27 protein-coding genes are annotated in these 25,433 nt (G+C 74.9%); 12 read left to right on the top strand and 15 right to left on the bottom strand.

The genetic code is table 11. From position 1 onward, the window contains the following. Positions 1-23: 23 nt before the first annotated feature. The 4 genes from FXF50_RS24710 to FXF50_RS24695 form a co-directional block, all read right to left on the bottom strand. Positions 24-470, bottom strand: coding sequence for a response regulator (locus FXF50_RS24710; RefSeq protein ID WP_148431263.1), 447 nt, complete (start codon positions 468-470; stop codon positions 24-26). A 73-nt stretch (positions 471-543) separates the two neighbouring features. Continuing rightward, entirely contained in the window at positions 544-891 is a 348-nt protein-coding gene (locus FXF50_RS24705) for an STAS domain-containing protein (RefSeq protein ID WP_148431262.1), read from the bottom strand. A gap of 78 nt (positions 892-969) precedes the next feature. Continuing rightward, positions 970-2,019: a B12-binding domain-containing protein gene (locus FXF50_RS24700; RefSeq protein ID WP_148431261.1), complete on the bottom strand. Its 1,050-nt coding sequence runs from the start codon at positions 2,017-2,019 to the stop codon at positions 970-972. Next, complete coding sequence (locus tag FXF50_RS24695) at positions 2,016-3,761, bottom strand: PP2C family protein-serine/threonine phosphatase (RefSeq protein WP_148431260.1); 1,746 nt, start codon at positions 3,759-3,761, stop codon at positions 2,016-2,018. Before FXF50_RS24695 ends, FXF50_RS24700 begins: the two co-directional genes overlap by 4 nt. A 209-nt stretch (positions 3,762-3,970) precedes the next feature. Between FXF50_RS24695 and FXF50_RS24690 the strand changes: the two genes are divergently transcribed. Next, entirely contained in the window at positions 3,971-4,366 is a 396-nt protein-coding gene (locus FXF50_RS24690) for an STAS domain-containing protein (RefSeq protein ID WP_187399807.1), read from the top strand. A 46-nt stretch (positions 4,367-4,412) separates the two neighbouring features. Beyond that, complete coding sequence (locus FXF50_RS24685) at positions 4,413-4,760, top strand: STAS domain-containing protein (protein ID WP_187399806.1); 348 nt, start codon at positions 4,413-4,415, stop codon at positions 4,758-4,760. A 65-nt stretch (positions 4,761-4,825) separates the two neighbouring features. On the opposite strand, the gene FXF50_RS24680 is transcribed toward FXF50_RS24685, so the two are convergent. Continuing rightward, entirely contained in the window at positions 4,826-5,140 is a 315-nt protein-coding gene (locus FXF50_RS24680; protein WP_148431258.1) for a hypothetical protein, read from the bottom strand. 185 nt (positions 5,141-5,325) lie between these two features. Here FXF50_RS24680 and FXF50_RS24675 point away from each other — a divergent pair, with 185 nt between their 5' ends. The 3 genes from FXF50_RS24675 to FXF50_RS24665 all read left to right on the top strand — a co-directional run bounded on the left by FXF50_RS24675 (position 5,326) and on the right by FXF50_RS24665 (position 8,362). Continuing rightward, positions 5,326-6,297, top strand: a complete 972-nt coding sequence (locus FXF50_RS24675; protein WP_148431257.1) for a DUF2267 domain-containing protein — start codon at positions 5,326-5,328, stop codon at positions 6,295-6,297. 68 nt (positions 6,298-6,365) lie between these two features. Then, on the top strand, positions 6,366-7,157 hold the full coding sequence (locus tag FXF50_RS24670; protein WP_187399805.1) for a spermidine synthase: 792 nt from the start codon (positions 6,366-6,368) through the stop codon (positions 7,155-7,157). Positions 7,158-7,234: 77 nt separating this feature from the next. Next, positions 7,235-8,362, top strand: a complete 1,128-nt coding sequence (locus tag FXF50_RS24665) for an AI-2E family transporter (RefSeq protein ID WP_148431255.1) — start codon at positions 7,235-7,237, stop codon at positions 8,360-8,362. 15 nt (positions 8,363-8,377) lie between these two features. Here the strand turns inward: FXF50_RS24665 and FXF50_RS24660 are convergent, their stop codons facing one another. Beyond that, positions 8,378-9,676 carry an NAD(P)/FAD-dependent oxidoreductase gene (locus tag FXF50_RS24660; protein WP_148431254.1) on the bottom strand — a complete coding sequence of 433 codons (1,299 nt, stop codon included), beginning with the start codon at positions 9,674-9,676 and terminating at the stop codon, positions 8,378-8,380. Positions 9,677-9,734: 58 nt separating this feature from the next. Beyond that, positions 9,735-11,882 (bottom strand): glycogen debranching N-terminal domain-containing protein, encoded by a 2,148-nt coding sequence (locus FXF50_RS24655; protein ID WP_148431253.1) that lies wholly within the window; start codon positions 11,880-11,882, stop codon positions 9,735-9,737. 118 nt (positions 11,883-12,000) lie between these two features. Here FXF50_RS24655 and FXF50_RS24650 point away from each other — a divergent pair, with 118 nt between their 5' ends. Then, a complete protein-coding gene (locus FXF50_RS24650) occupies positions 12,001-13,449 on the top strand; it encodes a M20/M25/M40 family metallo-hydrolase (RefSeq protein WP_148431252.1) in 1,449 nt (482 codons plus the stop codon). Positions 13,450-13,545: 96 nt separating this feature from the next. Further along, on the top strand, positions 13,546-13,704 hold the full coding sequence (locus FXF50_RS29435; RefSeq protein WP_187399804.1) for a hypothetical protein: 159 nt from the start codon (positions 13,546-13,548) through the stop codon (positions 13,702-13,704). Positions 13,705-13,755: 51 nt separating this feature from the next. Here FXF50_RS29435 and FXF50_RS24645 read toward each other — a convergent pair whose 3' ends face one another. Then, positions 13,756-14,289, bottom strand: coding sequence for a GNAT family N-acetyltransferase (locus tag FXF50_RS24645; protein WP_255510178.1), 534 nt, complete (start codon positions 14,287-14,289; stop codon positions 13,756-13,758). Between the two features lie 236 nt (positions 14,290-14,525). Here FXF50_RS24645 and FXF50_RS24640 point away from each other — a divergent pair, with 236 nt between their 5' ends. Beyond that, positions 14,526-16,097 carry a glycosyltransferase family 4 protein gene (locus FXF50_RS24640; RefSeq protein ID WP_148431364.1) on the top strand — a complete coding sequence of 524 codons (1,572 nt, stop codon included), beginning with the start codon at positions 14,526-14,528 and terminating at the stop codon, positions 16,095-16,097. Continuing rightward, a complete protein-coding gene (locus tag FXF50_RS24635) occupies positions 16,079-17,743 on the top strand; it encodes a glycosyltransferase family 2 protein (RefSeq protein WP_148431251.1) in 1,665 nt (554 codons plus the stop codon). The genes FXF50_RS24640 and FXF50_RS24635 overlap by 19 nt, the downstream gene beginning before the upstream one ends. 24 nt (positions 17,744-17,767) lie before the next feature. On the opposite strand, the gene FXF50_RS24630 is transcribed toward FXF50_RS24635, so the two are convergent. From FXF50_RS24630 to FXF50_RS24615, 4 genes are all read right to left on the bottom strand, one after another. Further along, a complete protein-coding gene (locus FXF50_RS24630; protein WP_148431250.1) occupies positions 17,768-18,061 on the bottom strand; it encodes a DUF6510 family protein in 294 nt (97 codons plus the stop codon). Between the two features lie 17 nt (positions 18,062-18,078). After that, positions 18,079-18,840: a ferredoxin reductase gene (locus FXF50_RS24625; protein ID WP_148431249.1), complete on the bottom strand. Its 762-nt coding sequence runs from the start codon at positions 18,838-18,840 to the stop codon at positions 18,079-18,081. Position 18,841: 1 nt separating this feature from the next. Then, a complete protein-coding gene (locus FXF50_RS24620) occupies positions 18,842-19,432 on the bottom strand; it encodes a sulfite oxidase-like oxidoreductase (RefSeq protein WP_222866102.1) in 591 nt (196 codons plus the stop codon). 93 nt (positions 19,433-19,525) lie between these two features. Next, positions 19,526-20,545, bottom strand: coding sequence for a TerC/Alx family metal homeostasis membrane protein (locus FXF50_RS24615; RefSeq protein WP_148431247.1), 1,020 nt, complete (start codon positions 20,543-20,545; stop codon positions 19,526-19,528). A gap of 250 nt (positions 20,546-20,795) precedes the next feature. On the opposite strand from FXF50_RS24615, the gene FXF50_RS24610 reads away from it, so the two are divergent. Further along, on the top strand, positions 20,796-21,941 hold the full coding sequence (locus FXF50_RS24610) for a CaiB/BaiF CoA-transferase family protein (protein WP_148431246.1): 1,146 nt from the start codon (positions 20,796-20,798) through the stop codon (positions 21,939-21,941). Positions 21,942-21,960: 19 nt separating this feature from the next. Here FXF50_RS24610 and FXF50_RS24605 read toward each other — a convergent pair whose 3' ends face one another. Then, complete coding sequence (locus tag FXF50_RS24605; protein ID WP_148431245.1) at positions 21,961-22,365, bottom strand: DUF2267 domain-containing protein; 405 nt, start codon at positions 22,363-22,365, stop codon at positions 21,961-21,963. Between the two features lie 158 nt (positions 22,366-22,523). On the opposite strand from FXF50_RS24605, the gene FXF50_RS24600 reads away from it, so the two are divergent. Continuing rightward, positions 22,524-22,793, top strand: a complete 270-nt coding sequence (locus FXF50_RS24600; protein WP_148431244.1) for a DUF2795 domain-containing protein — start codon at positions 22,524-22,526, stop codon at positions 22,791-22,793. 8 nt (positions 22,794-22,801) lie between these two features. Continuing rightward, positions 22,802-23,464, top strand: a complete 663-nt coding sequence (locus FXF50_RS24595; RefSeq protein WP_222866101.1) for a DUF1345 domain-containing protein — start codon at positions 22,802-22,804, stop codon at positions 23,462-23,464. Between the two features lie 214 nt (positions 23,465-23,678). On the opposite strand, the gene FXF50_RS24590 is transcribed toward FXF50_RS24595, so the two are convergent. Both FXF50_RS24590 and FXF50_RS24585 read right to left on the bottom strand, forming a co-directional pair. Beyond that, positions 23,679-24,347 (bottom strand): hypothetical protein, encoded by a 669-nt coding sequence (locus tag FXF50_RS24590; protein ID WP_148431243.1) that lies wholly within the window; start codon positions 24,345-24,347, stop codon positions 23,679-23,681. A gap of 32 nt (positions 24,348-24,379) precedes the next feature. Then, positions 24,380-25,351, bottom strand: a complete 972-nt coding sequence (locus FXF50_RS24585) for a pirin family protein (protein ID WP_148431242.1) — start codon at positions 25,349-25,351, stop codon at positions 24,380-24,382. Positions 25,352-25,433: the final 82 nt, after the last annotated feature.

Here is a 25,433-nt window from a genome sequence, read left to right as displayed (position 1 = left end):
TCCGGATGCCCGGACGAAGGCGGTCAGGCGTGCTTGGGGAGCACGACCACCCGGCCGAAGAACTCGTCGATGCGGCGCACCACGTCGTTGAAGTCGTCCAGGTCGATCGGCTTCGTCACGTACGCGTTGGCCTGGAGCGTGTAGCTGCCGAGGATGTCGGTGTCGGCGTTGGAGGTGGTCAGCACGACGATCGGGATGGTGCGCAGGTCCTCGTCCCGCTTCACCTCGCCGAGCACCTGACGCCCGTCCATGCGCGGCATGTTGAGGTCGAGCAGGATGACGTCGGGCCGCTGGGCCTCGGTGTGCCGGCCCTCGCGGCGGAGGAACTCCATCGCCTCCTGGCCGTCGTTGACCACGTCGATGATCTTCTCGACGTCCGAGTCCTCGAGCGCCTCCTCGATCATCAGGACGTCACCCGGGTCGTCGTCCACCACCAGGATACGAACGGGGCTCGGGGTGCCATGACCCATGGGAAAACCTGCTTCGTCTCGGAGGTGGAGGCGCCGACGGCCAGGTCGACCACCGGCGGGGAAATCTATCCGATCAGGAGGCGGCCGGCGTGGCCGGGTCGGCCGTGTCCGCCTCGTAGCGCAGCACGTCGTCCAGCCCGGTCATCCGGAGCACCCGGGCCACCCGCCCGGTCGCCCCGGTGATCCGCAACCAACCGCCCGCGGCGGCCGCGAGGTTGTCGCCGCGCACGAACGCGGCGATGCCGGTCGAGTCGCAGAAGCTGAGCTCGGTGAGGTCGAGCAGCAGCTCATGGTGCCCCTCGGCGGCCAGCCGGTCGATGGCGGCGGTGAGCTCCGGGGCGGTGCCCAGGTCGAGCTCACCCGCGAGCCGGAGGCGGGCCGGACCGCCGTCCAGCCGGGCGTGCGTGACGGTGAACGTCACCGTGGCCCCCCTCGCTCCCACCGCAGGCCGACCCTTGCAGTGGAGCAAGTATAAGCACGGTTCCCCGTGCCTCGGCGGTCACCGTGCCGGGGCGGCCGGCAGCCCGCTGACCAGGGCACGAGCCCGGTCGAGGAAGCGCCCGGCGCGGGGGAAGTCGCGCAGCCGCTGTCCATAGTGGTCGAGGGTGAGCCCCACGGCGCTCGCCGGGACCCGGCGGCTGACCAGGATCGCCACCAGCCACTCGACGAACTCGCCGAAGAGCGTCTCGTCGTCGACGTAGAGGGCGGCGGCGAGGAAGTCGACGATGTAGCCGAGGTCGCTCACGGTCGAGTCGAGCTGCGCCGGCGTGTAGTCGCGGACCCCCGGCACCCGCTCCCGCAGGTCGGCCAGAGCGCTGTCGATCAGCTCGCCGCGGCGCTTCGTGAGGCTCGCGTACTCGTCGTCGGCGAGGTGGTCGAGCCGGGCCGGCGGCACCGCGCGCAGCGCCCGCTCGTCGGCGAGCAGGTCCGCCGCGCTGGGCGCGTCCGACGCCCAGGCCACGCCGAGGACCCGGGCCCAGCGGCCGTCGCCGCCGAAGCCGCGCCCGCCCACCACCACCGGCACGTCCGAGCGGCGGCACGCCTCGATCATCCGGTGGGCGTGCGGCAGCCGCATCGGCAGCGCGCAGGCCAGCGCCACCGCGTGCGCGTCGTAGCGGTGCAGGTAGGAGACCAGGTGCGCGGCGGGCACGCTGGCCCCGAGGAAGGTCACCTGCCAGCCGCGCAGCCGCAGCACCTCGGCCACCAGCCGGGCCGGCAGCGCGTGCCACTCACCGTCCATGCAGGCCACCACGATCCGGCCCCGGGTCGGGCGGGGATCGGCGTACGCGGCGACGGCGGCCACCACCCGCTCGCTGATGTGGGTGGCGGCGTGCTCCTGGGCCACGCTCCACTCGTCACGCGCCCACCGCTCCCCCACCTCGGCCTGCGCGGGGGCGACCAGGTCCAGCAGCACCCGCTCGGCCGGCACGCCGGACTCCAGCAGCCCGACGGCCACCTCGACGGCGCCGTACTCGTCGGCCTCCGCCAGGAACTCCAGATAACCGGGGAAGGCGTGCACCGGGTCGGCCTCGGTGGTCGTCGCGGTCACGGCGTGGTCTCCCTCGGTCGGTCGGCGCCGGTCGGGCCGTGCACCGCGTGCAGGTGGCGGCCCGGGCGGCCCGGGCCGGTGGCCCGCAGCGCGAGCACCGCGATGTCGTCGTGGTCGCCGTGACCGAGCCAGTCGCAGGTCACCTGCTCGATCCGCTCGGCCAGCGCCGGGGCGGGCATCCGGTGGCAGCCCGTCACCGCGTGGAGCAGCCGCTCGGCGCCGAACTGCTCGTCGCCGCGCCGGCCGCCCCGCGCCTCGGTCACCCCGTCGCTGTAGAGCAGGCAGGTCTCGCCCGGCGCCAGGTGCACGGTCACCTCGCCGATCCGGGGATCCGGCACCACGCCGATCAGCATCCCGCTCAGCGGCACCACCTCGACCTCGCCGGAGGCCCGCAGCACCAGCGGCGGGAGGTGGCCGCCCCCGGCCATGGTCAAGGTGAGGCTGCCGTCCCGGTGCGGCCGGACCACGCCCAGCACCATGGTGGCGAACCGGCCCTGCCCGTGCGCCTGGGTGGTCTCCAGCAGCGCGTCGTTGAGCAGCTTCAGCAGCCGTCCCGGCTGCGACTCGACCCGGTGCAGCGCGTGCAGGCACTGCCGGAGCTGGCCGGTGAACACCGCCGCCTCGACGCCCTTGCCCGAGACGTCGCCCAGGAAGAAGACCGAACCGCCGTCGACGAGCCGGTGTGAGCCGTAGAAGTCGCCGCCGATCCGCAGCCCGGCCTGCGCCGGCCGGTACGCGGTGCCCCACTGCACGCCGCTGGCCGCCGCCGGCTCGACGGGCAGGAGGCTGGCCTGGAGGGTGTCCGCGACCTCCGCCTGGTCGCGGTAGAGCATGGCGGTGGTCAGCGCCGCGCCGGCGCGGGCCGCGAAGGCGCGGACCAGGTCGAGGTCGGCGTCGTCGTACCAGCGGCCGGCCCGGCGGGCCACGAGCAGCACGCCGGCCGGGGCCTCCCGACCGGGCAGCGGCACCACCCGCGCGGTGGCTCCGGCCGCGTCGAGCCCGGGCAGCCAGCCGGCCTCGACGGCCTGCTCGACCAGCCAGTCCAGGGCGTGCGGCTCGGCGCCGCCGAGGCCCTCGGCGATCGCCGCCGGCAGCGCCGTGGCGGCGAGCATGCCGCTGTCCACAGCGGACGCCTCGTCGTCCGCCCGGACCGCCCGCCACCAGCGGGCCCGGCCGGAGCGCGGGGCCAGCACCAGCACGGCGGCGTCGGCCACGGTCGGCACGGCCAGCCGGACCACCGCCGCGGCGGCCCGGTCGGGGTGCAGGGGGTTGCCGAGCTTCTCGCCGACCACGGCGAGGAACGCCGAGCGGGCCCGCTCGGCGAGCAGCGCGTCGGCCCGGCTGACCCTCTCGGTGGCGTCCTCGACGTACCAGCAGCGGCGGGCCGCGGAGAGCGGAACCCGCCGCAGCCGCAGACGGCGGCCGTGATGGGTGAACTCGACCGGGTCGGCGTCGACCAGCGCGGGCACGCCGGCCGCGGCGAGCACCTCGCCGGCGACCACCTCGGGGACCAGCCGCTCGGCGACCGGGCTGAGGTGCCGCACCACGCCGTCGGCGTCGCAGACGATGAGGCCCTCGCGGAAGTGCTCCACCACCTCCGACCAGTTGGCGGTGGGCAGGCCGCGGTCCGGGGCCAGGGGCGGCAGGGCCGGGGCGGAGGTCCGGGCGCGCGCCCTACCGGTTGCCGGCGTGGAGACCCGTCCGTCGCCCGGGTCCGCGCCCCTGACGTCGGCGGCAGTCACCAGCTGAGCCCCACTCCTTGTCGACACCCCGTGCGCGCCGCAGACGGCGCGTATGGTCAGATCTCTCCACCCCACCCTACGCCGGTGTGCCGGGACCGCCACCCCACGGCCTGCGCCCCGGCCTGCGGACGCGCCATCCGGCGGGCCCGTTCCGGGGTGGTTACGATCCCTGACGACCGGCCCCCGTCCGGGAGCCGCGGAAAGGCGTGATGGTGGCACCCCGACGGAACACGCCCGAGGCGACGCCGCTGACCATCTCCGTGGACCGGTCCGACCCCGTGGCCCCGGTCGTGAAGGTCGCCGGTGACCTGGCCTTCACCACGGCCGCCCCGCTGCGCGTCGAGGTCGACCGGCTGCTGGCCGAGCGCCCCGCGACGCTCGTGCTGGACTTCGGCGACCTGCTCTTCATCGACAGCACCGGCCTGTCGGTGATCGTGCACGCCTGGCGGGAGGGCCAGCAGGGTGGCACGGCGATCCTGCTCCGGGAGCCGCCCCGCTTCCTGACCACCATCCTCGACATGACGGGGGTAACCGGCCTGCTGTCCCGGCCGCGGCCGGAGCACCGGTCCGACCTGCCCGCGACCGACTCGTCCGCCTTCGCGTGAGCACCCCCGGGGTTTCCCGATCATCCCCACCTGGGAACATGGCGCCATGCCCTCCCAGCTGTTGACCATCGAGGTGGACCGGCTCGCCGCCGGACGTGCCCGGCTTCGGCTGACCGGCGAGCTCGACTTCGACACCGCGCCCGACCTCGTGGCCGCCGCCGCCGAGCTGCGCCGCGACGGCTATCAGGAGCTGCTGCTCGACTTCGCCGGGGTGACGCTCTGCGACTCGTCGGGCCTCAGCGCGCTGGTGGTCATCCACCGGTCCGGCGCCGGCACCGTGCGGCTGGACACCGTGAACCCGCCGGTACGCCAACTGCTGGACCGCACCGGGCTGACCGAGCTGCTGGCCGTCCCGCCGTCCGCGGCGACCGGGGACACCCGCCAGGTCGGCTGACCGCCGCCGGAACGGAGGGTGGCCCCCGACCCTGGGACCAGGGGCCGGGGGCCGGGGAGGGTGGCTCAGGCGGCCGGGATGGCCTGCAGTCGCGGGCCGGATTCGCGCAGTTCCCCCACCGTGGGCGAGGCCGCGTCCTCCGGCGCGCCGGAATCGGGCGTCTGGAACAGGTAACGGACGAACTCCCCACCCACCTCGTTGTCGTCCGCTCCCGGCCACTGCCCCACACAGTCGACGCCGACGACCTCGCGTCCGCTGCCGTCGCTCTCCTCCAGCAGCGCCCAGAGGGTCACCGGATAGCAGCGGGTGCCCTCCGGGTCGACCTGCCACCGCGCGTACCAGCCGGGCCGGGCGGGGACGATCTCCACGATGTGCTTCATGACGACCTGCCCTTCCGCGTGCGTCGGAAGTTCTTCCGGTCCACCCCGATGGTGCGGGCCCGCCGGGTGACCGGTCCTCACCCGCAGCGAATGAAGCGGGCCGGTCCGGCCGCGCCCGTTTCCTTCCCAGCAGCGCCGGGAAGGCGACCGGCGCAAGCGCAACCGACCAGGAACGAGGTGCGACGATGCGCAAGCAGATGGAGGGCGACAACCAGCGCCGCCGGGCCCTGGCCCGGGACGCCCGGGAACGCGGTCTGCGGCCCAGCCAGACCGGCGCCAGCCTGAGCGCGTCCAAGCAGATCACCTCGCTGGACCAGCGCGAACGGTCCGGCCCGCCGCCGGCCGGCCGGCACAAGCCGGACACCACGCGCGGCGGTCCCGCGCCGCCGCCCGCGGCCGTGGCGGAGCGCCCGCGCCCGCTGCCCGACGAGCGGCCGGCCCGGGTGACCACGATGGCCTACCGGGATCTCGTCGACGACGTGAGCCGGCGGGCCGGGGTGGATTTCTCCACCGCCAAGGTGGCGGCCGAGGCGACCGTGCTCGCGCTGGCCTGGGCGCTCGACGAGGTCGAGCGGGAACGGCTGCTCGAGGCCGTGCCGGTGAAGCTGCACGACGTGGTGCCGGTGGACGGCATCGAGCGGCGGCAGGACCTGCCCGGCTTCCTGGCCGAGGTGGGCCGGCGCAGCCGCCTCACCCCGGAGCAGGCCCGCTACCAGGCGCAGGCCACCCTCGCCGCGCTGGCCGACGCGGACGGCGACCTCGTCGAGTCGCTGCGCGTACCGGACGGGTTGCGGGACCTGCTCGCGCCGCCGGTGGCCGGCGGCGGCCTGGTGGGCGCGACCTCCGCCGTCGCTCCGCTGGACGAGCAGGAACTGCGCGACGCGCTCGCTCAGCTGCCGTACTGGTCCAGTGACCGGCAGTCCCTGGTGCGCACCATCGAGCTGCCGGCCGGCAACCTGGATCGGGTGCTCGACCGGCTCGACCAGCTCCGGGGCGAGATCGGCCGTGGCCCGCAGATCGGGCGGCCCGACCAGGACAGCGCCGTGCTCACCGTGCTGACCCAGCAGGTCGACGGGGTGACGGCGATGGACGTGGACCTGGCCCGGCGGGTCGACGACGCCATCGACGAGGCCGGCGCCGGGATGGCCGCCGGCTGAGCGGCGTCGGGTGCGGGCCGGTGGGCGCTCCGCCCACCGGCCCGCGCGGCCCGGTACCGTTGCCCGCCGTGGACAGCGACGCCGAGGCCCTGGAGATCGTCGTGGACCCGGCCCGGCCCACCGGCCGGACGTTGCTCGCCGCCGGGGTCGAACAGTCCTACGTCGACGTCACGGACCCGCGCCACCTGCACTTCGAGTACGTGCGGCGGATGGCCGCCGTGATCGACCTGGCCGCCCCACCGGGCCGGCCGCTGACCGCCCTGCACCTGGGCGGCGGCGCGCTCACCCTGCCGCGCTGGCTGGCCGCCACCCGCCCCGGCTCCCCGCAGCGGGTGATCGAGCGCGACCCCGCGGTCGTCGAACTGGTCCGCCGCGACCTGCCGCCAGCGCCACCCGAGGTGGTCGTGGAGATCGGCGACGCCCGGGACGCGGTCACCGCGGCGCCGTCCGGGGCCTACGACCTGGTGCTGGCCGACGTCTACCGGGCGGCCCGGATGCCCCGCCACGTGGCCAGCCTGGAGTTCGCCGCAGAGGTGGCCCGGGTGCTGCGCCCGGACGGCGTCTACCTGGTCAACGTCACCGACCTCCCGCCGCTGGCGCACACCCGGACCCAGGTGGCCACGCTGCGGGCGGTCTTCGCCGACGTCTGCCTGGTCGCCGACCGGCGGATGCTGCGCGGCCGGCGGTACGGCAACCTGGTGCTCGCCGCCGCGACCCGCCCCGAACGCCTGCCGGTACCCCGGCTCGTCGCCCGCGCCGCCGGCGACCCGGCGCCCGGCGGGGTGCTGCACGGGGCCACGCTCGACGCGTTCGTCGCCGGCACCCGGCCGGCCACCGACGCCCAACTGGCCGAGGGCTGACCCGGCGGGGTTCCCGAGGGTCGAGGGCGGGTGGCCGCGCCGGGTTTCCGCCGGTCGGGGGCGGGTAGCCGCGCCGGATGAGCAACGCCGACGACCGGTCCACCGCACGCCGGGCACTCATCGTGATCGGTCTGGTGCTCGCCACGCTGGTCGGGCTGGCGCTGCTCTGGGCGACCCGGCGGGTGCTGGTCTGGGGCCTGGTCGCGGCGTTCCTCGCGGTCGCGCTGAAACCGCTGGTGGACCGGGTGGAGCGGCGGCTGGTCCGGCGCCGGGCGCTGGCCACCCTGCTGGTCTTCCTGGCCACCTTCGTGGTGCTGGCCGCGCTGGGCGCGATGATCGTGCTGCCGCTGGTCGACGAGCTGGGCCGGTTCGCCGACCGGGCCCCGGCCCTGATCCACGAGGCCCGGGCCGGGCGGGGTCCGGTCGGCGAGGCGCTGAACCGCTTCCACCTGCGCCGGTACGCCGACACCCACGCCGAACAGATCCAGCGTTACGGCACCCGGCTCGGCGAGCCGGCGGTCGGGGTGCTGCGGGGCGTGCTCCAGGTCGTCGCCGCGGTGGTCACCGTGGTGGTGCTGGCCTACCTCATGGTGCTGGAGGCCCCGAAGATCATTTCCGGGACGCTCAAGCTGGTGGGCGACGGCGCGGCGGAGCGGCTGCGGCGCATCGGCCGGGACTCCTCCCGGATCATCACCGGCTACCTCAGCGGCAACCTGGTGATCAGCGTGATCTGCGGCGGGCTGACGTTCGGCGTGCTCTTCCTCCTCGGGGTCCCGTTCGCCGGGGTGATCGCTCTGGTGGTCGCGCTGGCCGACCTGATCCCGCTGGTCGGGGCGACCCTCGGGGCGATCGTCGCGGCCGGGGCCGGGTTCCTGCACTCCCCCACCGCCGGCGTCGTGGTGCTGGTCTTCTTCGTGGTCTACCAGCAGGTCGAGAACCACCTGCTGCAGCCGGTCATCATGGCCCGCGCGGTCCGGCTGAACCCGTTGACCGTGCTGGTCAGCGTGCTGCTCGCCGCCGAGCTGGCGGGACTCGTGGGCGCCCTGCTGGCCATCCCGGTGGCCGGTATCGCGCAGGTCCTGCTGCGCGAGTTCGCCCGCACCGGCCGGCAGGCGCTGCCCGTCCCGGCCCCCGACGTGCCGATCCGACGTCCGGCCGGCGGCCGGGCTCCCGCGGACGGGAACCCGCCGCCGGCCGGCGGGTGAGACGGGCGGGCCCGGTCAGCGGCGGTGCACCACCTCGGGCGACTCGCTCTCCAGCGGCACGGCGTGCGCCGGGACCAGACCGAGCTGCACGGCGGGCCGGGGCAGGGCGGCGTCGAGCAGCCAGTCCGCGCCGACCCGGGCCCGGTTGCTGGGCATGGCGTACAGGTGGTAGCCGCGGGTGACCACCTTGGCCGGCAGGCCGGCGAGCGGCACGTGCAGCGGGTTGGCCGCCGCTTCCTTGCCGCCCAGGTCGACCACCCAGCCCAGGTCGCGGTGCTTGTACGGCTTCCGGCTGCCCTGCCCGTAGGACGCGGCGATGTTGTGCGCGGCGAGCTTGCCCTGCCGTTGCGCGTGCTGGGCGGTCATCGCGCAGATCTGCCCGGGGCGGGTCGGGTCGGGCACGGCCGCCGCGTCGCCGCAGGCGAACACCTCCGGGTAGCCGGGGACGTTGAGGTACTCGTCGGTCACCAGGCGCCCCTTCTCGGTGCGCAGCCCCAGCTCGGCCACGAACGGGTCCGGGCGTACCCCGACGCACCAGACGAGGCTGCACGTCGGGACGTACTCGCCGTCGGTGAGCAGCACCCCGTCCGGGGTGGCCTCGGAGACCGAGGTGCCCATGCGCACGTCGACGCCGCGCCGACGCAGCACCCGGTCGGCGGTGACGGACAGGCGCTGGTCCAGCTCGGGCAGGACGCGCGGGGCCACGTCCAGCAGCATCCAGCGGGGACGCACCTTGAGGTGGGGCCGCTGGGCCATCATCCGGTCGGTGAAGAGCTGCCCGTGCGCGGCGACCTCGGTGCCGGTGTAGCCCGCGCCGACCACCACGAAGGTGGTGCGGGACCGCTGCTCGACCGGGTCCTCCGCCAGCTCGGCCAGCTCGAGCTGGCGGATCACGTGGTCGTGCAGGTAGAGCGCCTCGGGCAGGCCGCGGAAGCCGTGCGCGTACTCGGTCACCCCGGGGATCGGCAGCAGCTTGTTGACGCTGCCGACGGAGAGCACCAGCCGGTCGTACGCGAGCTGGCCGTGGTCCCCCTCGGCGGAGCGGTAGCCGACCCAGCGGTTCTGGAGGTCGACCCGGTCCGCCTCGCCGATGACCACGCGGACGCCGTCGAGCGTGCCGGCGAGCGGCACGGAGATCCGGGTGGGCTCGACCACCCCGGCGGCGACCTCGGGCAGCAGCGGCAGGTAGAGGAAGTAGTCGGTCGTGTTCAGCAGGACGATCTCGGCCCGCTTGCTGGCCAGCCGGCTCAACGTCTTCGCCGCGTGGTATCCGGCGAACCCGGCCCCCACGATCACCACACGAGGTTTCGTCATGCCTGCTGCCGTTCCCGTCGAGGACCCCGACAAACGTGGGCCCGCGTGCGCCGCCGGCTCAGCCCGGGCTGAGCCGGACGTACCCGTCGCGGCCGACCGCCTCCAGTTCCCAGCAGTGACCGAAGGCCCGGACCCGCTCGGCGGTGATCCGGCCCAGCTCGGCCGGGATGTCCGGGTCGAGGAGCAGCCGCCCGTCCACCGGATCGGCCCCCAGCATGGCCCGGACCAGGGCGAGCGGGGTGCCGGTCGCCCAGGCCTGCGGGCTGCACGCCGTGGGGTAGGGCACCGCGAACGTCAGCCGGTCCCGCGGGTAGCCGCTCAGCGCCTCGGGCAGCCGGTAGCCGAACTGCTCCGCCGCCTCGAGCAGCGCCAGGCTGATCCGGTTGGCCTCGGCCCGGAAGCCGTAGCGCGCCAGCCCGAGGACGGCGAGGGAGTTGTCGTGCGGCCACACCGTGCCGAGGTGGTAGCCGAGCGCGTTGTACAGCCGTTCCTCCCGCGACAGGGTCCGGATCCCCCAGCCGGAGAACATGTCGTCGGACATGAGCTGGGCCACCACCCGGTCCGCCCGCTCGGCGGGCACGATGCCGCTCCAGAGCAGGTGGCCCATGTTCGACGTCTTCGCGTCGATCTGGTTCTTGTCGCCGTCCAGGCCGACCGCGTAGTACCCGCCCCGTTCGGGGATCCAGAAGTCCCGGTTGAAGCGCTCGTACAGCTCGGCGGCCTCGGCGCGCAGCCGGTCGGCCAGCGCCGGGTCGGCGAGCGGACCGTCGGCCAGCTCCGCCAGCCGCAGCTTCGCGTCGTACGTGTAGCCCTGCAGCTCGCAGGTGGCGATGGGCAGCACCGGGATGCGGCCGTCGGCGAAGCACACGCCGTCCGGCGAGTCGCGCCAGCACTGGTTGCCCAACCCTTCCGGGGAGCGGGTGCCGTACTCGACGTAGCCGTCGCCGTCGCGGTCGCCGAAGTGGTCGATCCAGTCGAGCGCCGCCAGGGCGTTGCCGCGCAGCTCGCGGACCAGGTCGTCGTTCCGGGTCCAGCGCCAGTACTCGGAGAGCAGGATCAGCCAGAGCTGGGTGGCGTCGGCGCTGCCGTAGTACGGGCCGTACGGCTTGACCCCGGTCCGGGTCAGCTCGCCGCTGCGGACCTCGTGCAGGATCTTGCCCGGTTCCTCGTCGCTGAAGTCGTCGCAGCTGGTGCCCTGCAACCGCGCGAGCCCGAGCAGGGCGCCGTGAGCCAGGGACGGTCCGGCGACCAGCGTCTGGTACGCGGTGATCAGGGTGTCACGGCCGAACACGGTGAGGAACCAGGGCAGGCCGGCCCCCGGCAGCAGGATGCGCTGCCCCTTCACCTCCAGGTCGAGCCGGAGGGCGGCGATGTCGTCCCGGGACTTCTGCATGGTCCGCTCCAGCACCTGGTTGTCGCTGCGCAGCACGGCCCGGTCGACCGTCCAGCGGCGCAACGGGTCGGCGGCCCGCCCCTGGACCACGTCGGCGATGTCGCCCGTGACCGGCTCCACCACCCCGGGCCCGGGAGGCAGGGGCACGCGCAGATCCACCTGCCACTCCTGGCGCGGCTGCAACCCCACGTCCCAGACCAGTTCGTCACCCTCGATCCGGCCGGGTGACGGCGTGGCCCGCACCTCGGTCCGCGCCGTGAAACCCTCGTTCTCGTACACGAAGGTGAGGGCCTGGCCCCCCGACGTCTGCCGCCGGGTGATCTGCGCGGACCGGTCGCGGACGCCGGACTTCACCTCGAACAGGTCGGCGAAGTCGGCGGTGACCGCGAGCCGCACCTCCAGGCGCACCGGTTCAGGACGGAACGACACCAACGAGATCCGCTCGTGGAAGCCGTCCCCGACGTAGCGGATCCGGTTCACCGAGATGCTGTCCGGCGGCAGGTCGGGCAGTGCGGGAGTGGTCAGCACGAACTGGGCCGAGTAGTGCTGCACGACCTGCGAGCGCAGCACCAGCAGGCGAGCGCCGTTGATGGTGAGCACCCAGCCGCTGAGCATCCGGGTGTCCAGGTGGACCAGCCCGCCGATGCTGCCCGGGGGCACGTCCCCGGCCGGGTCGGAGTACATGAAGGTGGGGCCGCTGAGCACCGCGATCGACTCGCCCAGCTCCGGCGGCGCGGCCCGCTGGTCGCCGGGCGCGGCGGCGGCGGCCAGGTCGGGCGTGGGATCGGCGGGAGTCGGACGGACGGCAGCCATGCCGCCCACCGTAGGAGGAGCGCGGGCGAGGGCGGCATCACCCGCTGCGGGTGAAATCCGCCGTCATCCACGCCCGGCTATATGGACAAGCCTCACCGTCCGGGGCGAGGATGCCCTGATGGGAACCCACGAGACCGCCGGGGGTCGGCCCACGAGGTCCACCCGGCGCACCTTCCTCACCGCCTCCGCCGCGGCCACCGCCGCCACCGTCGCCGCCCCGCTGGCCGCCTCGCCGGCCGCCGCCACCGACACCGTCACGCCGCCCGGCCCCGGCCACCCGGTCCGGCCGCAGCCGCCGGACCGCGAGCTGACCGCGCTGCTGCGCGAGATCGACCGGGACCGGATCGAGGCCACCGTCCGCCGGCTCGCCGCGTTCGGCACCCGGCACACCCTCTCCGACCAGGACGATCCGGTACGCGGCATCGGCGCCGCCCGCGACTGGATCCACGCCCAGCTCACCGGGTACGCCGCCGCCTCCGGCGGCCGGATGACCGTCGAGCTTCAGTCGTACGTCCAGCAGCCGGCCTCCCGGATCCCCACCGCCACCACCATCACCAACGTGGTGGCCACCCTGCGCGGCGACACCGCGCCAGACCGGGTCTACGTGATCACCGGCCACTACGACTCCCGGGCCACCGACGTGATGGACGCGGTCAGCGACGCCCCGGGCGCCGACGACGACGCCTCCGGCGTGGCGGTGGTCATGGAACTGGCCCGGGTGCTCGCCACCCGGCGCACCGAGGCGACCATCGTCCTCGCCGCCGTGGCCGGCGAGGAACAGGGGCTGTACGGCTCGGCGTACCTGGCCGGCCGGCTCAAGGCGGCCGGCGTGGACGTCCAGGGCATGTTCAGCAACGACATCGTCGGGAGCAGCACGGCCGACGACGGCACCCGCGACCCGCGCTCGGTGCGACTCTTCGCCGAGGGTGTGCCGACGGCCGAGACCCCGGCCGAGGCGAGCGTGCGGCAGTCCGTCGGCGGGGAGAACGACTCGCCGTCGCGGCAGCTCGCCCGGTTCGTGTCCGACGTGGCGTGCAACGGCGCGACCGGGATGCGGGTCCGGGTGATCTACCGGCGGGACCGCTACCTGCGGGGCAGCGACCACATCTCGTTCCTGCGCGAGGGCTGGCCGGCCGGGCGGTTCACCGAGCCGAACGAGGACTTCGCCCACCAGCACCAGGACGTCCGGGTGGTCGACGGCGTCCAGTACGGCGACCTGCCGGAGTTCTGCGACTTCGACTACATCACCCGGGTGGCCCGGGTGAACGGCGCGACGCTGTGGTCCCTCGCCCAGGCGCCCGGCACCCCGAAGGGGGTCACCGTCGTCACCACCAACCTGACCAACGACACCACCCTGCGCTGGCAGCGCGGCACCGAACCGGACCTCGCCGGCTACGAGGTGGTGTGGCGGGAGACCACCGCCCCCGAGTGGCAGAAGGTGCTGCCGGTCGGCGACGTCACCGAGGTGACCATCGACCTGTCCAAGGACAACGTGTTCTTCGGCGTGCGGGCGGTGGACCGGACGGGGCACCGCAGCCCGGTGGCCTTCCCGAAGCCCGGCAGCTGACCGCCCGCTCACCCGGACCGGGTGAGGGTGGCTCACCCGGTCGCGACGGAGGGTGGTGGGAGCGCGAGAGTCGATCCCGACCGAGGGGAGCCCAGGATGAGTATCCTGCCGTCCGACCGACGTGCGGCCCACTACCGGCAGCAGAGCGGCCGCCCGCAGCTCACACCCCGGCAGCGCCGGCGCCTCGAGCACAAGGAGGCGAGGCGGCAACGGCTGACCGGGCAGCGCCCGCAGGACCGGGGTCCCGGCCGCTGAGGTCCCACGACGCCGGTGGCGGTCGCCGTTCCGGCGGCCGCCACCGCGCCGTCAGCCCCGCGCCGGCTCCGGCGCCGTGATCGCCCAGCGCTCGTGGTCCCGCCAGGCGCCGTCGATGAACAGGTAGTCCGGCGAGAAGCCCTCCAGCCGGAACCCGAGCCGCTGGGCCAGCCGCTTCGACGGCTCGTTTCCGGGCTGGATGTTCGCCTCCAGCCGGTGCAGGCCCAGCGCGGTGAACGCGTGCTCGATCACCAGCCGGACCCCGGCCGAGGCGTGCCCGGTGCCGGCGTACGGCAGGAAGGCGGCGTAGCCGAGGTAGCCGCCGCGCAGCGCGCCCATGACGATGCCGCTGATGTTCGCGTACCCGGCGATCTCGCCGGTGGCCCGGTCGCAGAGCAGGTACCCGGAGCTGTCCCGGCCCCGGATCTTGCGCAGGTAGTCGGCGTACCGGCCGGCGTCGTCCGGGGCCGAGAGCCACGGGTGGTGCAGGTCGTGGCTGCGCCGGGCCGCCGCGACGAACTCCGCCTCGTCGTCCGGGCGGGGGCGGCGGATGGCGACGCGGCCGTCGCTGCGCAGGTACCTCACGGTGATCCACTCTCGGCCACCCGCCCGACCGCTGTCCAACCGGGGTCGCGCCACGTGCGGGTGTCCCGGGTCACCGCTCAACCGCCTCCTCTCGGTCACCTTGCCGTCACGTCGGCGTAGCCCCGGCGACGGATGCCTCCACCAGCGTGGTGTCGCGCCGGGACGGCCGGCCGACCAGCGGAGGACCAGGAGTGGCACACGACGAGGCGACACCGCCGCCCCGCGGCCGGATCGTCATGCTCGTCGACAACAAGGTCGAGGGCGACTCCCGGGTACAGAAGATCGCCCGGTCCGCCGCCGAGGCCGGGTGGGACGTGACGCTGCTCGGCCGCTCGCCGGACGGCACGGAACGGAGCTGGCGGCTCGGGGCGGCGGAGGTGCGGCTGCTGCCCATGCCGGAGCCGCTGCACCAGCGCCGGCACGAGTTCCGCCGCTCGCTGCGCTGGCCGCTGGCGTACCGGTCGGGCGGCATCGCCGAGCACCGCGCCCAGTGGGTCCGCGCCTGGCGGGCCGACCTGGCCGTCCGGTCCGCCCTGGTCACGCGGCGCGCCGCGGCCGGTGAGCTGGCCTGCGGCCCGCTGCGCCGGGCCCGGCGGGCGCTGCGCCGGCGGGAGGTCGCCGCCCGGCTGCTGCACCGCTGGGTGTGGCTGCGCACAAAGATGATGAACCGGGTCCGGTACGGCCGGCGGTTCCGCAGCCCGTGGGACCGGGCGTACACGCTGTTCTGGCAGCTCGCGCTGGGTGCCCGGGCGTGGCGGCGGCTGGAGCCGGGGCTGTGGGACTACGAGCTGGCCTACGGCCCCGAGGTGGACCGGCTGCGCCCGGACCTGATCCACGCGCACGACTTCCGGATGCTCGGCGTCGGCGCCCGCGCCAAGATCCGGGCGGGCGGCGAGGGCCGGCGGGTCGCGCTGGTCTGGGACGCCCACGAGTTCCTGCCCGGGATCAAGCCGTGGCGGGACCACGCCCGCTGGCTGCCCGCCCACCGGGCCCACGAGCGGGAGTACGCCCCGTACGCCGACGCGGTGCTCACCGTCTCGGCGGACCTGGCCGAGCTGCTGCGCCGCGAGCACGGGCTCGCCGAGGCGCCGGGCGTGCTGCTCAACGCCCCCGCCGACGGCCACCGCCCGGCCGACGACGCACCGCCGCCGGACCTGCGGGCCGAGTGCGGCATCGGCCCGGACGTGCCGCTGCTGGTCTACAGCGGCGCGGCGGCCCCGCAGCGCGGGCTGGACAGCCTGGTCGAGGCGCTGCCCCGGCTGCCCGGGGTGCACCTCGCGCTGGTGGTCAACCCGGCGCTGCGCTACGTCGAGCGGCTCGCCGACCGGGCCGCCCGGCTCGGCGCCGCCGACCGGCTGCACGTGCTGCCGTACGTGCCGCACTGGCAGGTGGCGCCGTTCCTGTCCGGCGCGGACGTCGGGGTGATCCCGATCCACCGCTGGCCCAACCACGAGATCGCCCTGATCACCAAGTTCTTCGAGTACGCGCACGCGCGGCTGCCCGTGGTGGTCAGCGACGTGCGCACCATGGCCGCCACCGTCCGGGAGACCGGCCAGGGCGAGGTCTTCCGTGCCGGCGACGTCGACGACCTCGTCCGCGCGGTGACCGCCGTGCTGGCCGACCCCGCCCGGCACCGCGCCGCGTACGACCGGCCGGGCCTGCTCGCCGGCTGGACCTGGTCGGCGCAGGCCGAGGTGCTGGAGGCGGTCTACCGCCGACTGCTGCCCGACGCCCCACCCCCGCCCCACGCGGACCCGCCCGCCCCGCCGACTCCACGAGGAGCGCACCGGTGCCCACCCCCGACGTGAGCGTCGTCATCCCGGTCTACAACACCCTCCCCTACCTGCGGGCCTGCCTGGACTCGCTGCTGCGCCAGACCATCGGCCGGCACCGGCTGGAGATCGTGGCGGTGGACGACGGCTCCACCGACGGCAGCGGCCGGCTGCTGGACCGGTTCGCCGCCCGCCACCCCGGCACCGTGAAGGTGGTCCACCAGGCGAACTCCGGCGGCCCGGCCGCCCCCTGCAACCGGGGCCTGGAGCTGGCCACCGGCCGGTACGTCTTCTTCCTCGGCTCGGACGACCACCTCGGCCCGGAGGCCCTCGAACGGCTGGTCGCCGCCGCCGACCGGTACGGCTCGGACGTGGTGCTCGGCAAGGTGGTCGGGGTCAACGGCCGGCACGTCTTCTCCGACGTCTTCGCCGCCGGCAACGCGGTCGACGTGAGCCTGTTCGACTCGGCGCTGCCCTGGTCGCTGGCGAACACCAAGCTGTTCCGCCGGGAGCTGGTGGACCGGCTCGGGCTGCGCTTCCCCGAGGACATGCCGGTGCTCAGCGACCAGCCGTTCACCCTGGCCGCCTGCTACCACGCCCGGCGGATCTCGGTGCTCGCCGACTACGACTACTACCACGCGGTGCGCCGGCTGGACGCCCGCAACATCACCTACCACAGCCGGATCGAGCAGCGCCTGGTCAGCGTGGAGCGGCTGTTCGCGTTCGTGGCCGGGCTGATCCCGGCCGGACCGCGCCGGGACGCGGTGCTGCGCCGGCACGTCGGGCTGGAGCTGGCCAACCTGGTCGGCGACGACTTCCGCCGGCTGGACCGCGCCGCGCAGGAGCGGGTGCACGCGGCGGTGCGCCGGCTCGTCGAGCGGTACGTCACCGACGGGCTCCGGAACCGGCTCGACATCGAGGCCCGGCTGCGGCTCGGCGCGGTGACCGCCGGGGGCGTCGACGAGCTGCTGGCCGTCATCGACCAGGACGCCGAGCGGGGCGTCCCGGCCACGGTGGTCGCGCACGGCCGCTGGCACGCTGGCTACCCGGGCGCGCCGGCCGCCTGGACCGATGTCACGGAGGTACGCGCCGACTGGCTGGCCCGGCTGGACACCGTGACGGTGAGCTGGGCGGACGCGCACACCCTCGCGGTGACCACGCGCAGCCCGTACCCCCGATTCGCGGCGGAGGCGGGGCCGGTCCGGCTGGTGGCCGGCCCGCTCGCCGGCACCACCCTGCTGGACGCCACCGACCCGACCGGCCGGACCGTGCGGACCGACTTCCCGGTCGACCGGCTCCTCGCCGGCAGCGCCGCCAGCGGCCAGCGCCACCCGGTCCGCGCCGAACTCGACGGCGACCACGGCCGGGGCAGCGCCCCGGTCCGCGCGCCCCGGCTCGCCGCCGGCCGCCCCCGGCTGGTGCGCCGCGGCGCCCGCCTGTACGGGGTGGCCGCGACCGTGGACCCGCGGAACGGCCAGCTCGTCCTGTCGGTGGTGCCGGTGACCGTCGGGCAGCTCGTCAGCCGGCTGCGCCGCCGGTGGCGGCGGAGCGGGCCGGCGGTCACCCGGCCGGTCCCCACCCCGGCGCCGGCCCGGCCGGCGGGTTCCCCGGCGCCGGCCGGCCCGGCGAACCACGCCGAGCCGGGCCCGGCCCAGGTGGGTCAGCTCACCGTCACGTCCTGAGCCTCTAACGCGGCGCGCCGGGTGTCAGAGCGGGCGGGGGTGGGGCTGGTCGAGGGGCATGGGGATCTGGAGGAAGGTGGTGCCGCGCAGGTCGAGCCAGGCGCGGTCGGGGGCGCGGACCAGGCGCACCATCACCCCGATGCAGGCCGGGCAGCGACCGATCAGCCCGGGGGCGTGCGAGTAGACGTGCAGCCCGCCCACCGGGCCGGTCGTGCCGCACTGGTCGCAGCGGCCCATGGCGGAACTCAGGTCGACCGCGAAGAGCTCGCGCATCGGCCCGTCGAGCATGTTGCCGTCCAGGTAGGACATGTCGGTCATGCGCTCTCCTCGGGAGGTCAGCCGGTCGGGCCGAACCGTTCGGTCTTGACCCGCCGGGTCGGGTGGCCCAGCCCCACCAGCAGGTCCGCCACGGTCTCCACGAAGCCGGTGGGGCCGCAGACGTAGCAGAGCGGCTCCAGGTCGGGCGGCCAGCCGTGGCTGTTCACGTCGGCCAGGCCGATCCGGTGCGGGTCCCCACGCCAGCCCTCCGGCGCCGCCCGGGTGTAGACGTACGCCACGTCGAGGCCCTGGTCGTCGCGGGCGCGGCGGCGCAGTTCGTCGGCGTAGATGACGTCGTCGGGGGTGCGCACCGAGTAGATGAGCCGGAACGGGGCCCGGCTGCCGGCGGCGCGTCGGGCCCGGACCATCGCCATGAGCGGCACCACCCCGGAGCCGCCGCCCACCAGCAGCACGGGCGCGCTCTCGTCGGTACGCCAGACGAACCAGCCCCCGACCGGCCCGCGCACCTCCACGGGGTCGCCCGCGGCGTAGGTGTCGGTGAGGTACGGCGACACCTCCCCGTCGGGCACGCGCTGGACGGTCACCGCGATCCGCTCCCCCTCGGCCGGCCCGGCCAGGGAGTACGAGCGGGCCGCCTGGTAGCCGTCGGCGGCGGTGAGCCGGATGTCGACGTGCTGCCCGGGCTCGTGCCCCGGCCAACCGGGCACGTCCAGCACGAGGGTCTGCGCGGTCGGCGTCTCGACCCGCCGCTCCACGAGCCGGGCCACCCGCCAGGTGAGCGGCGCGACCACCCGGCCGCCGGTCGTCGGGGCGGCCACCTCAGTCGCCCTGGTAGCGCTGCTCGCGCCACGGGTCGCCGTAGTCGTGGTAGCCGGCGGTCTCCCAGAAGCCCGGCTGGTCGTCGGTCAGCAGCCGGATGCCGCGGACCCACTTGGCGGACTTCCAGAAGTAGAGGTGCGGGACGAGCAGCCGGGCCGGCCCGCCGTGCTCGGCCGGCAGCGGGCCGCCGGAGTAGGTGTGCGCCACCCAGGCCCGGCCGCCGCGCAGGTCGTCCAGCGGCAGGTTGGTGGTGTACCCGCCGTAGGAGTGGACCAGGGCGTACCGGGCGGTGGTGTCGATGCCGTCGAGCAGGGTGTCCAGCGAGACGCCCTGCCAGTCGGTGCCCAGTTTGGACCAGCGGGTGACGCAGTGGATGTCCACGTGCGGCGTCTCCTGCGGCAGGCCCATCAGCTCGTCCCAGGACCACCGGTACTCGGCGCCACTTTCGCCGGTGACCACGAACTCCCACGTGTCCAGCGGCACCCGCGGGGTCGGGCCGGCGGAGAGGACCGGGAAGTCCTGGGTGAGGTACTGCCCGGGCGGCAGGGCCGGTTCCGCCGTACGGGGCCGGCCCTGGAAGCCTGGCGACACGATTCCCACGCGTCAGTCGTACCACCTGGGGTGGGTCGGGGCGACGGGTTCGGCCGGAGCCGCCGCGGTGGGTGACCACCGCGGCGGCCCGCGTCACTGCCGCTCGGCGACGGCCTGCCGCTCGCCGGGGGCGCGGTCGCGGGTGGCGCGCAGGCTGGTCAGGGTGACGACCACCAGGACGCCGATGATGACGCCGAGCGAGGCGAGCGTGGGGATCTCGGGCACGCCCGACCAGATGCCGTGCGCCCAGTGCAGGCCCAGCTTGAGGCCGATGAAGGCGAGGATGGCGGCCAGGCCGTAGCTGAGGTGCACGAGGCGGCTCAGCGCGGCGTGCAGCACGAAGTAGAGCGCCCGCAGGCCCAGCAGGGCGAAGGCGTTGGTGGCGAAGACCAGGTAGGGGTCCTCGGTGATGCCGTAGACGGCGGGCACCGAGTCGACGGCGAAGACCACGTCGGTGGCGAGCACCGCGACCACCACGAGGGCGAACGGGGTGAGCGCCCGCCGGCCGTTCTGCTGGACGGTCATCTTCGGGCCGTGGTACTCGTCCACCACCGGCATGACCTTGCGGAGCAGCCGCACCGACCGCATCTTGTCGATGTCGACCTCCTGCTCGTGGCCGGTGACGGCGTCCCGCAGCAGCTTGACCGCGGTGGCGATCAGGATGAGCGCGAAGAGCAGGAAGGCGAAGTCGAGGGTCTGGAGGGCGGCGGCGCCCAGGGCGATGAAGATCGCGCGCAGCACCAGCGCGCCGGCGATGCCGTAGAGCAGCACCCGCTGGGCCAGCACGGCCGGCACCGCGAACGCGGCCAGCAGCAGCATGAAGACGAAGAGGTTGTCGACCGAGAGCGACTTCTCCACCAGGTAGCCGGTGAGATACTGGACGCCCTGCTCGGAGCCGTACCGGCCCCAGACCCAGGCGCCGAAGGCCAGCGGCAGGGCGACGTAGAAGGCCGACCAGCCCAGCGCCTCCTTCAGGGAGACCTCGTGCGGCTTCCGGGTGACCAGGAAGTCCAGCACCAGCAACGCGAGCACGCCGGCGATGGTCACCGCCCAGAGGGTGGGGGTGCCGACCGACGACAGCTCGGCGGCGGACAGGTACGACAACTCGGTCATGGGGCCTCCTCGAACACGGTGCCATGTCCGAGGTCTCCTTCACCCACCGATCGTGGGCAACCACCCGAGGCGAGCCCGGGGCCCGCCGTACTGACCGGAATGGTTCGTGGGAAGTACTCCCCTCGCGGCCTCAAGGTTAGGGCAACCTCAACCCGCACGCCAAGTTTCGACGCGGATGATTGCCCTGGTCAACCGCTGTGCGGGACGGTGGGGCGTGGTGCCCGGGCAGCCGGGGCCCTATGGTGACGCGATGGACAACGGGCCACTGACCGGCGTACGGGTGATCGAGATGGCCGGCATCGGCCCGGGGCCGTTCGCGGCCATGATGCTGGCCGACCTCGGCGCGGACGTGGTGCGGGTGGACCGGATCGGCGGCGGCGGCTTCGGCGACCTCCCGGGCGACCTGCTGAACCGCAACCGCCGCTCGCTCGCCGTCGACCTCAAGACGCCCGAGGGGCGCGAGGTGGTGCTGACCCTGGTCGCCGGGGCGGACGCGCTGATCGAGGGCTTCCGGCCCGGGGTCACCGAGCGGCTCGGCCTCGGCCCGGACGACTGCCACGCCACCAACCCCCGACTGGTGTACGGGCGGATGACCGGCTGGGGGCAGGACGGCCCCCTCGCGCACACCGCCGGCCACGACATCGACTACCTGGCGCTGACCGGCGCGCTGCACGGCGTCGGCCGGGCCGGCGAGCGCCCGGTGCCGCCCATGAACCTGCTCGGCGACTTCGGCGGCGGCGGGATGATGCTGGCCCTCGGCATCGTCGCGGCGCTGTACGCGGTCCGCGCCGGCGCCCCCGGCCAGGTGGTCGACGCGGCCATCGTGGACGGCGTCTCGGTGCTGGCCACCCAGATCCACGCGCTGCGCCGCGCCGGCATGTGGCAGAACCCGCGCGGGGTGAACCTGCTCGACGGCGGCGCGCCGTTCTACGACACGTACGAGTGCGCCGACGGGCGGCACCTCGCGGTGGGCGCGCTGGAGCCGCGGTTCTACGACGAGCTGGTCCGGCTCACCGGCTTCCCGCTCGACGGCGACAAGGCCCCGGACCGGCACGACCCGGCGAACTGGCCGGCGCTGCGAGCCGCCTGGGCCCGGCTGTTCCGCACCCGCACCCGGGACGAGTGGGCCGCGCTGCTGACCGGCTCGGACGCCTGCGTGGCGCCCGTGCTGGACTGGGCCGAGGCCCCCGAGCACCCGCACCTGGCGGCCCGGAAGGTCTTCGTCGCGCCCGACGGGGTTCCCCAGCCGGCGCCCGCGCCGCGCTTCTCGGCCACCCCCACCTCCGTACGCCGGCCCCCGCCGCAGGCCGGTGAGCACACCGACGAGGTGCTGACCGAGGCCGGCCTCGACGCGGCCCGGATCGCCGCCCTGCGCGCCGCCGGCACGGTCGCCTGACCGGGGCCGGCGCGGCGGGTCAGCGGCGGGCCGCGGCGGGCGCCAGGGCGGGCTCCACCATGTCCCGGAAGTCGCGCGGCAGCTGGACCACCACGTCCTGGAACTCCCCGCCGGTGATCGCCTCGCGCAGCGTGCAGAACACGGCCCGCACCCCGCCCCGGGCGGTGTCCTCGTCGACGCCGGCCCGCACGGACACCCGGGCGACGAACTCGGCCGCCCCGAAGCGATCCGCCGCCTCCTGACGCGGGTGCGGCTTGAGCAGCCCCTGGAGGGGCTTCGGCAGCTGGGCCGCCAGGTCCAGCACCTCACCACCGGTCAACCGGTCGGCGAGGGTCGCCAGCGTGGCCCGAGTCAACTCCGCCGCGCACTCCTGGGACGTTCCGGTCCGCCGCGCCACCCGGCCGACGAAAGTGAGGTAGTGCATGAGTGGTACCTCCTTCGCTGCTCAGCACCAGGCGGCTACCCGCCACGGCGGCCCGGAAACGGCACCCGGATTTTCCGCCGGTCCCGTGCGTGACCCGCGGTCCGGCGGGTATCCGCCGCCGGTCGTGACCGCAACTACAGGCGCGAGGAGCCCGACCCATGGCGAGTTACACGGACGTCCTTGAGTACCTGTCGGCGCTGGACTATCCGGCCGGCAAGGACGACGTCATCCGGGAGGCCGAACGGGAGGGCGCGCCGCCGGAGGTGTTGCGGGCGTTGCGGGCGCTGCCGCCGGTGGACTACGCCAACGGCACCGAGGTGGCCCGCTCGGCCGGCATCGACGCCGCACCCGAGGTGAGCCCCTCGCAGCGCGCGGCGCAGGCCCGGGACAGGCACCTGCGGGTCTCGCAGCACCTGCGCGGCATCTGACCCGACCGGTGCCGCGCCGGACAGCCGCCCCGGTCCACGGGCACGTGCCGGCGGCGGTCCAGCTCGTCGTGATGGCGCTCGTCGGCGCCGTCACCGGTGGCGCCGCCGCCGTCATGCTGGCGCCGACGCTGGCCCCGCTGGTCGGGTGGGACGGCGCCGCGCTGAGCTGGCTGGCCCTGCAGTGGGGACGGCTGTCCCGGCTGGACGCCGCCCGCACCGCGCGGCTGGCGAAGCTGGAGGACCCCAACCGGGCCACCCGCGACGCCCTGCTGCTGGCGGCCTGCCTGGCCAGCCTGGTCGCGGTCGGACTGGTGCTGACGACGGCGCACACCACCCCGCCCGGACTGCCCCGGGACCTCTACGGGGCGCTCGGTGTGCTCAGCGTCGTGGTCGCCTGGTTCGTGGTGCACACCGTCTTCACCACCCGGTACGCCCGGCTGTACTACAGCGGCGAGCCGGGCGGGATCGACTTCCACCAGGCGGAGCCGCCCTGCTTCTCCGACTTCGCCTACGTCGGCTTCACGGTCGGCGCGACCTTCCAGGTCTCCGACACCGACCTGTGCAGCTCGGAGATGCGGCGGACGGCCCTGCGGCACCTGCTGCTGTCGTACCTGTTCGGCGCGGTCATCATCGCCGCCACCGTGAACCTGCTCGCCAGCCTCGCCCAGTGAACGCCGGCGACAGGCGGGCGCCCGGGGTCACGACCCGCGCCCGGGGGCGCCACGCAGCACCTGTCCCCGCCGGTCCGCGCCCGAACCGGGTCGCGACCGACAGGCGGTGGATGTTCGCCCGAACCGGGCGGGCATCGCTGCCACGATCATCATACGACAGGACATCAGCCGAACGGGTGAGTATCGCGAGACTGTGGCGACCGGCACGTCCACCTCAGGCGCTCAATTCGGCGTACCGCTTCTCCAGGTCCACCCGGGCCAGAGCCCCGACCAGCCAGGCCAGCCGCTCCGATTTGCCGCTGCCGGCCAGCCCGGCCAGGTCGTCGGCGGAACGGCCCAACCCCAGCCGACGGGCCGCCGCGAGGGCCCGCCGGTCGGCCACCGGCGCCACCTCCCGCCACACCGCCTGCGCCTCGCGCAGGAACAGGTCGGCCACCTCGTCGTCCACCCCGGGCAGCGCGGTCAGCAGCCGCCGCTCCCGGGCCGGATCCTGGTGCGCCTCCGTGCGGAGCCGCCGCAGGTCACCCCGGTACGCGTCGACCACCTTCTGCGCCAGGTCACCCAAGGTGGCGGCGAGGGTGTCCACGTCGCCGCGCTGCCCGGCCTCGCGCAGCACGCGCACCCGGTCGGCGTGCAACGAGCGGGCCAGCCGGGCGGCGCTGTCCCAGCCGGCGTCCCGCAACCCCGTCGCGGCGTCGACCGCCTTGTGGAAGTCGCCCCGCCGCGCCAGCAGAACGGACAGGTAGAGCACCTGGAACAGCTGGGACGGGTTGTTCGTGACCCGGAACCCGTACCGTTCGGCGAACCCCCGACCGTCCCCGGCGAGCCGGCGGACCAGCCGCTTCTTGTCCTCGACACTGGAAATCGCACTGGTGGTGGGCATGCCCGCCGTCTACCCGGGGTGGGGCGGGGCAATCAGCCCAGCGTTCCTCCGCGCCGGTCCCGCGCCTTGAGCCGGGTGGTGGGCAGCGCCGGGGCGGGCAGCGGAGGCGCCGGGTCGTCGGCGACCGTGCCGAACCGCCGGCCCGCCATCCAGTCCTCGCGGGCGGCGGCGACCTCCTCGTGCGACCGGCCCACGAAGTTCCACCACATGACGAGCGGCTCCTCGAACGGGGTGCCGCCGAGCAGCAGCAACCTGCTGCCCGGGGCGCCGCGCAGGGTCAGCGACTCGCGGCCGGCGCCCAGGTAGAGCAGCGCGCCGGGTTCGAAGGCCACCCCGTCCACCTCGGCGGAGCCGGACATGGCGAGCAGCCCGTACTCGAAGTCGCGGCGCAGCGGCAGCGTGGCCGGGGCCGGCCCGTCGACCTCCAGCTGCGCGCCGACCAGCGGGGTGTGCACCACGGCCGGGGAGCGTTCCCCGGCCATCTCGCCGACGAGCAGGGTGCCGGTGAGGTCGCCGTCGCGCCACCGGGGCAGCTCCGCGTGGTGGGCGAAGTCGGCCGCGCCGGCCCGGGCCGGGTCCGGCAGCGCCACCCAGAGCTGCACGCCGTGCATGACCGGCGGATGCACCAGGGGTGAGCGTTCCGAGTGGGCGATGCCGTGCCCCGAGGTCATCACATTGAGCTGGCCGGGGCGGATCGGCTGGACGTTGCCCAGGCTGTCCCGGTGCAGGATCTCGCCGTCGAGCAGCCAGGTGACCGTCTGCAACCCGGTGTGCGGGTGCGGCGGCACCTCCATGCCGGGCCGCTCGGCCACGTCGTCCGGTCCGAAGTGGTCGACGAAGCACCAGGCCCCGACCAGTCGCCGCTGCCGCTGCGGCAGCAGCCGGCGCACGGTGGTGTAGCGCCCCAACGGCACGTCGTGCCCGGGCAGCAGCACGCTGCCCGGATCGACGGAGCCCGCGCCAGGTGGGAGGGTCTGCGCCGGCAGGGATTCGGTACGGTCCACCGCCCGACTGTACGCTCAGCCGGCCGCGACGCCCGGAGACGCCGAAGGCCGGCACCCTCTCGGGGTACCGGCCTTCGTCATG

The organism is Micromonospora sp. AP08 (assembly GCF_008085935.1).
Taxonomy (GTDB): Bacteria; Actinomycetota; Actinomycetes; order Mycobacteriales; family Micromonosporaceae; genus Micromonospora; species Micromonospora chersina.
Note: the sequence above shows the minus strand (reverse complement) of the source record. Positions and strands in the feature narration are given on the sequence as shown.

Excerpts from the sequence above, each read along its gene's own strand:
- FXF50_RS24610 (WP_148431246.1), top strand. The coding sequence starts at position 20,796 with ATGGACAACGGGCCACTGACCGGCGTACGGGTGATCGAGATGGCCGGC.
- FXF50_RS24665 (WP_148431255.1), top strand. The coding sequence starts at position 7,235 with ATGAGCAACGCCGACGACCGGTCCACCGCACGCCGGGCACTCATCGTG.
- FXF50_RS24650 (WP_148431252.1), top strand. The coding sequence starts at position 12,001 with ATGGGAACCCACGAGACCGCCGGGGGTCGGCCCACGAGGTCCACCCGG.
- FXF50_RS24640 (WP_148431364.1), top strand. The coding sequence starts at position 14,526 with ATGCTCGTCGACAACAAGGTCGAGGGCGACTCCCGGGTACAGAAGATC.
- FXF50_RS24600 (WP_148431244.1), top strand. The coding sequence starts at position 22,524 with ATGGCGAGTTACACGGACGTCCTTGAGTACCTGTCGGCGCTGGACTAT.
- FXF50_RS24615 (WP_148431247.1), bottom strand. The coding sequence starts at position 20,545 with ATGACCGAGTTGTCGTACCTGTCCGCCGCCGAGCTGTCGTCGGTCGGC.
- FXF50_RS24590 (WP_148431243.1), bottom strand. The coding sequence starts at position 24,347 with ATGCCCACCACCAGTGCGATTTCCAGTGTCGAGGACAAGAAGCGGCTG.
- FXF50_RS24685 (WP_187399806.1), top strand. The coding sequence starts at position 4,413 with ATGCCCTCCCAGCTGTTGACCATCGAGGTGGACCGGCTCGCCGCCGGA.
- FXF50_RS24710 (WP_148431263.1), bottom strand. The coding sequence starts at position 470 with ATGGGTCATGGCACCCCGAGCCCCGTTCGTATCCTGGTGGTGGACGAC.
- FXF50_RS24630 (WP_148431250.1), bottom strand. The coding sequence starts at position 18,061 with ATGACCGACATGTCCTACCTGGACGGCAACATGCTCGACGGGCCGATG.
- FXF50_RS29435 (WP_187399804.1), top strand. The coding sequence starts at position 13,546 with ATGAGTATCCTGCCGTCCGACCGACGTGCGGCCCACTACCGGCAGCAG.
- FXF50_RS24675 (WP_148431257.1), top strand. The coding sequence starts at position 5,326 with ATGCGCAAGCAGATGGAGGGCGACAACCAGCGCCGCCGGGCCCTGGCC.
- FXF50_RS24655 (WP_148431253.1), bottom strand. The coding sequence starts at position 11,882 with ATGGCTGCCGTCCGTCCGACTCCCGCCGATCCCACGCCCGACCTGGCC.
- FXF50_RS24680 (WP_148431258.1), bottom strand. The coding sequence starts at position 5,140 with ATGAAGCACATCGTGGAGATCGTCCCCGCCCGGCCCGGCTGGTACGCG.
- FXF50_RS24690 (WP_187399807.1), top strand. The coding sequence starts at position 3,971 with ATGGTGGCACCCCGACGGAACACGCCCGAGGCGACGCCGCTGACCATC.
- FXF50_RS24660 (WP_148431254.1), bottom strand. The coding sequence starts at position 9,676 with ATGACGAAACCTCGTGTGGTGATCGTGGGGGCCGGGTTCGCCGGATAC.
- FXF50_RS24605 (WP_148431245.1), bottom strand. The coding sequence starts at position 22,365 with ATGCACTACCTCACTTTCGTCGGCCGGGTGGCGCGGCGGACCGGAACG.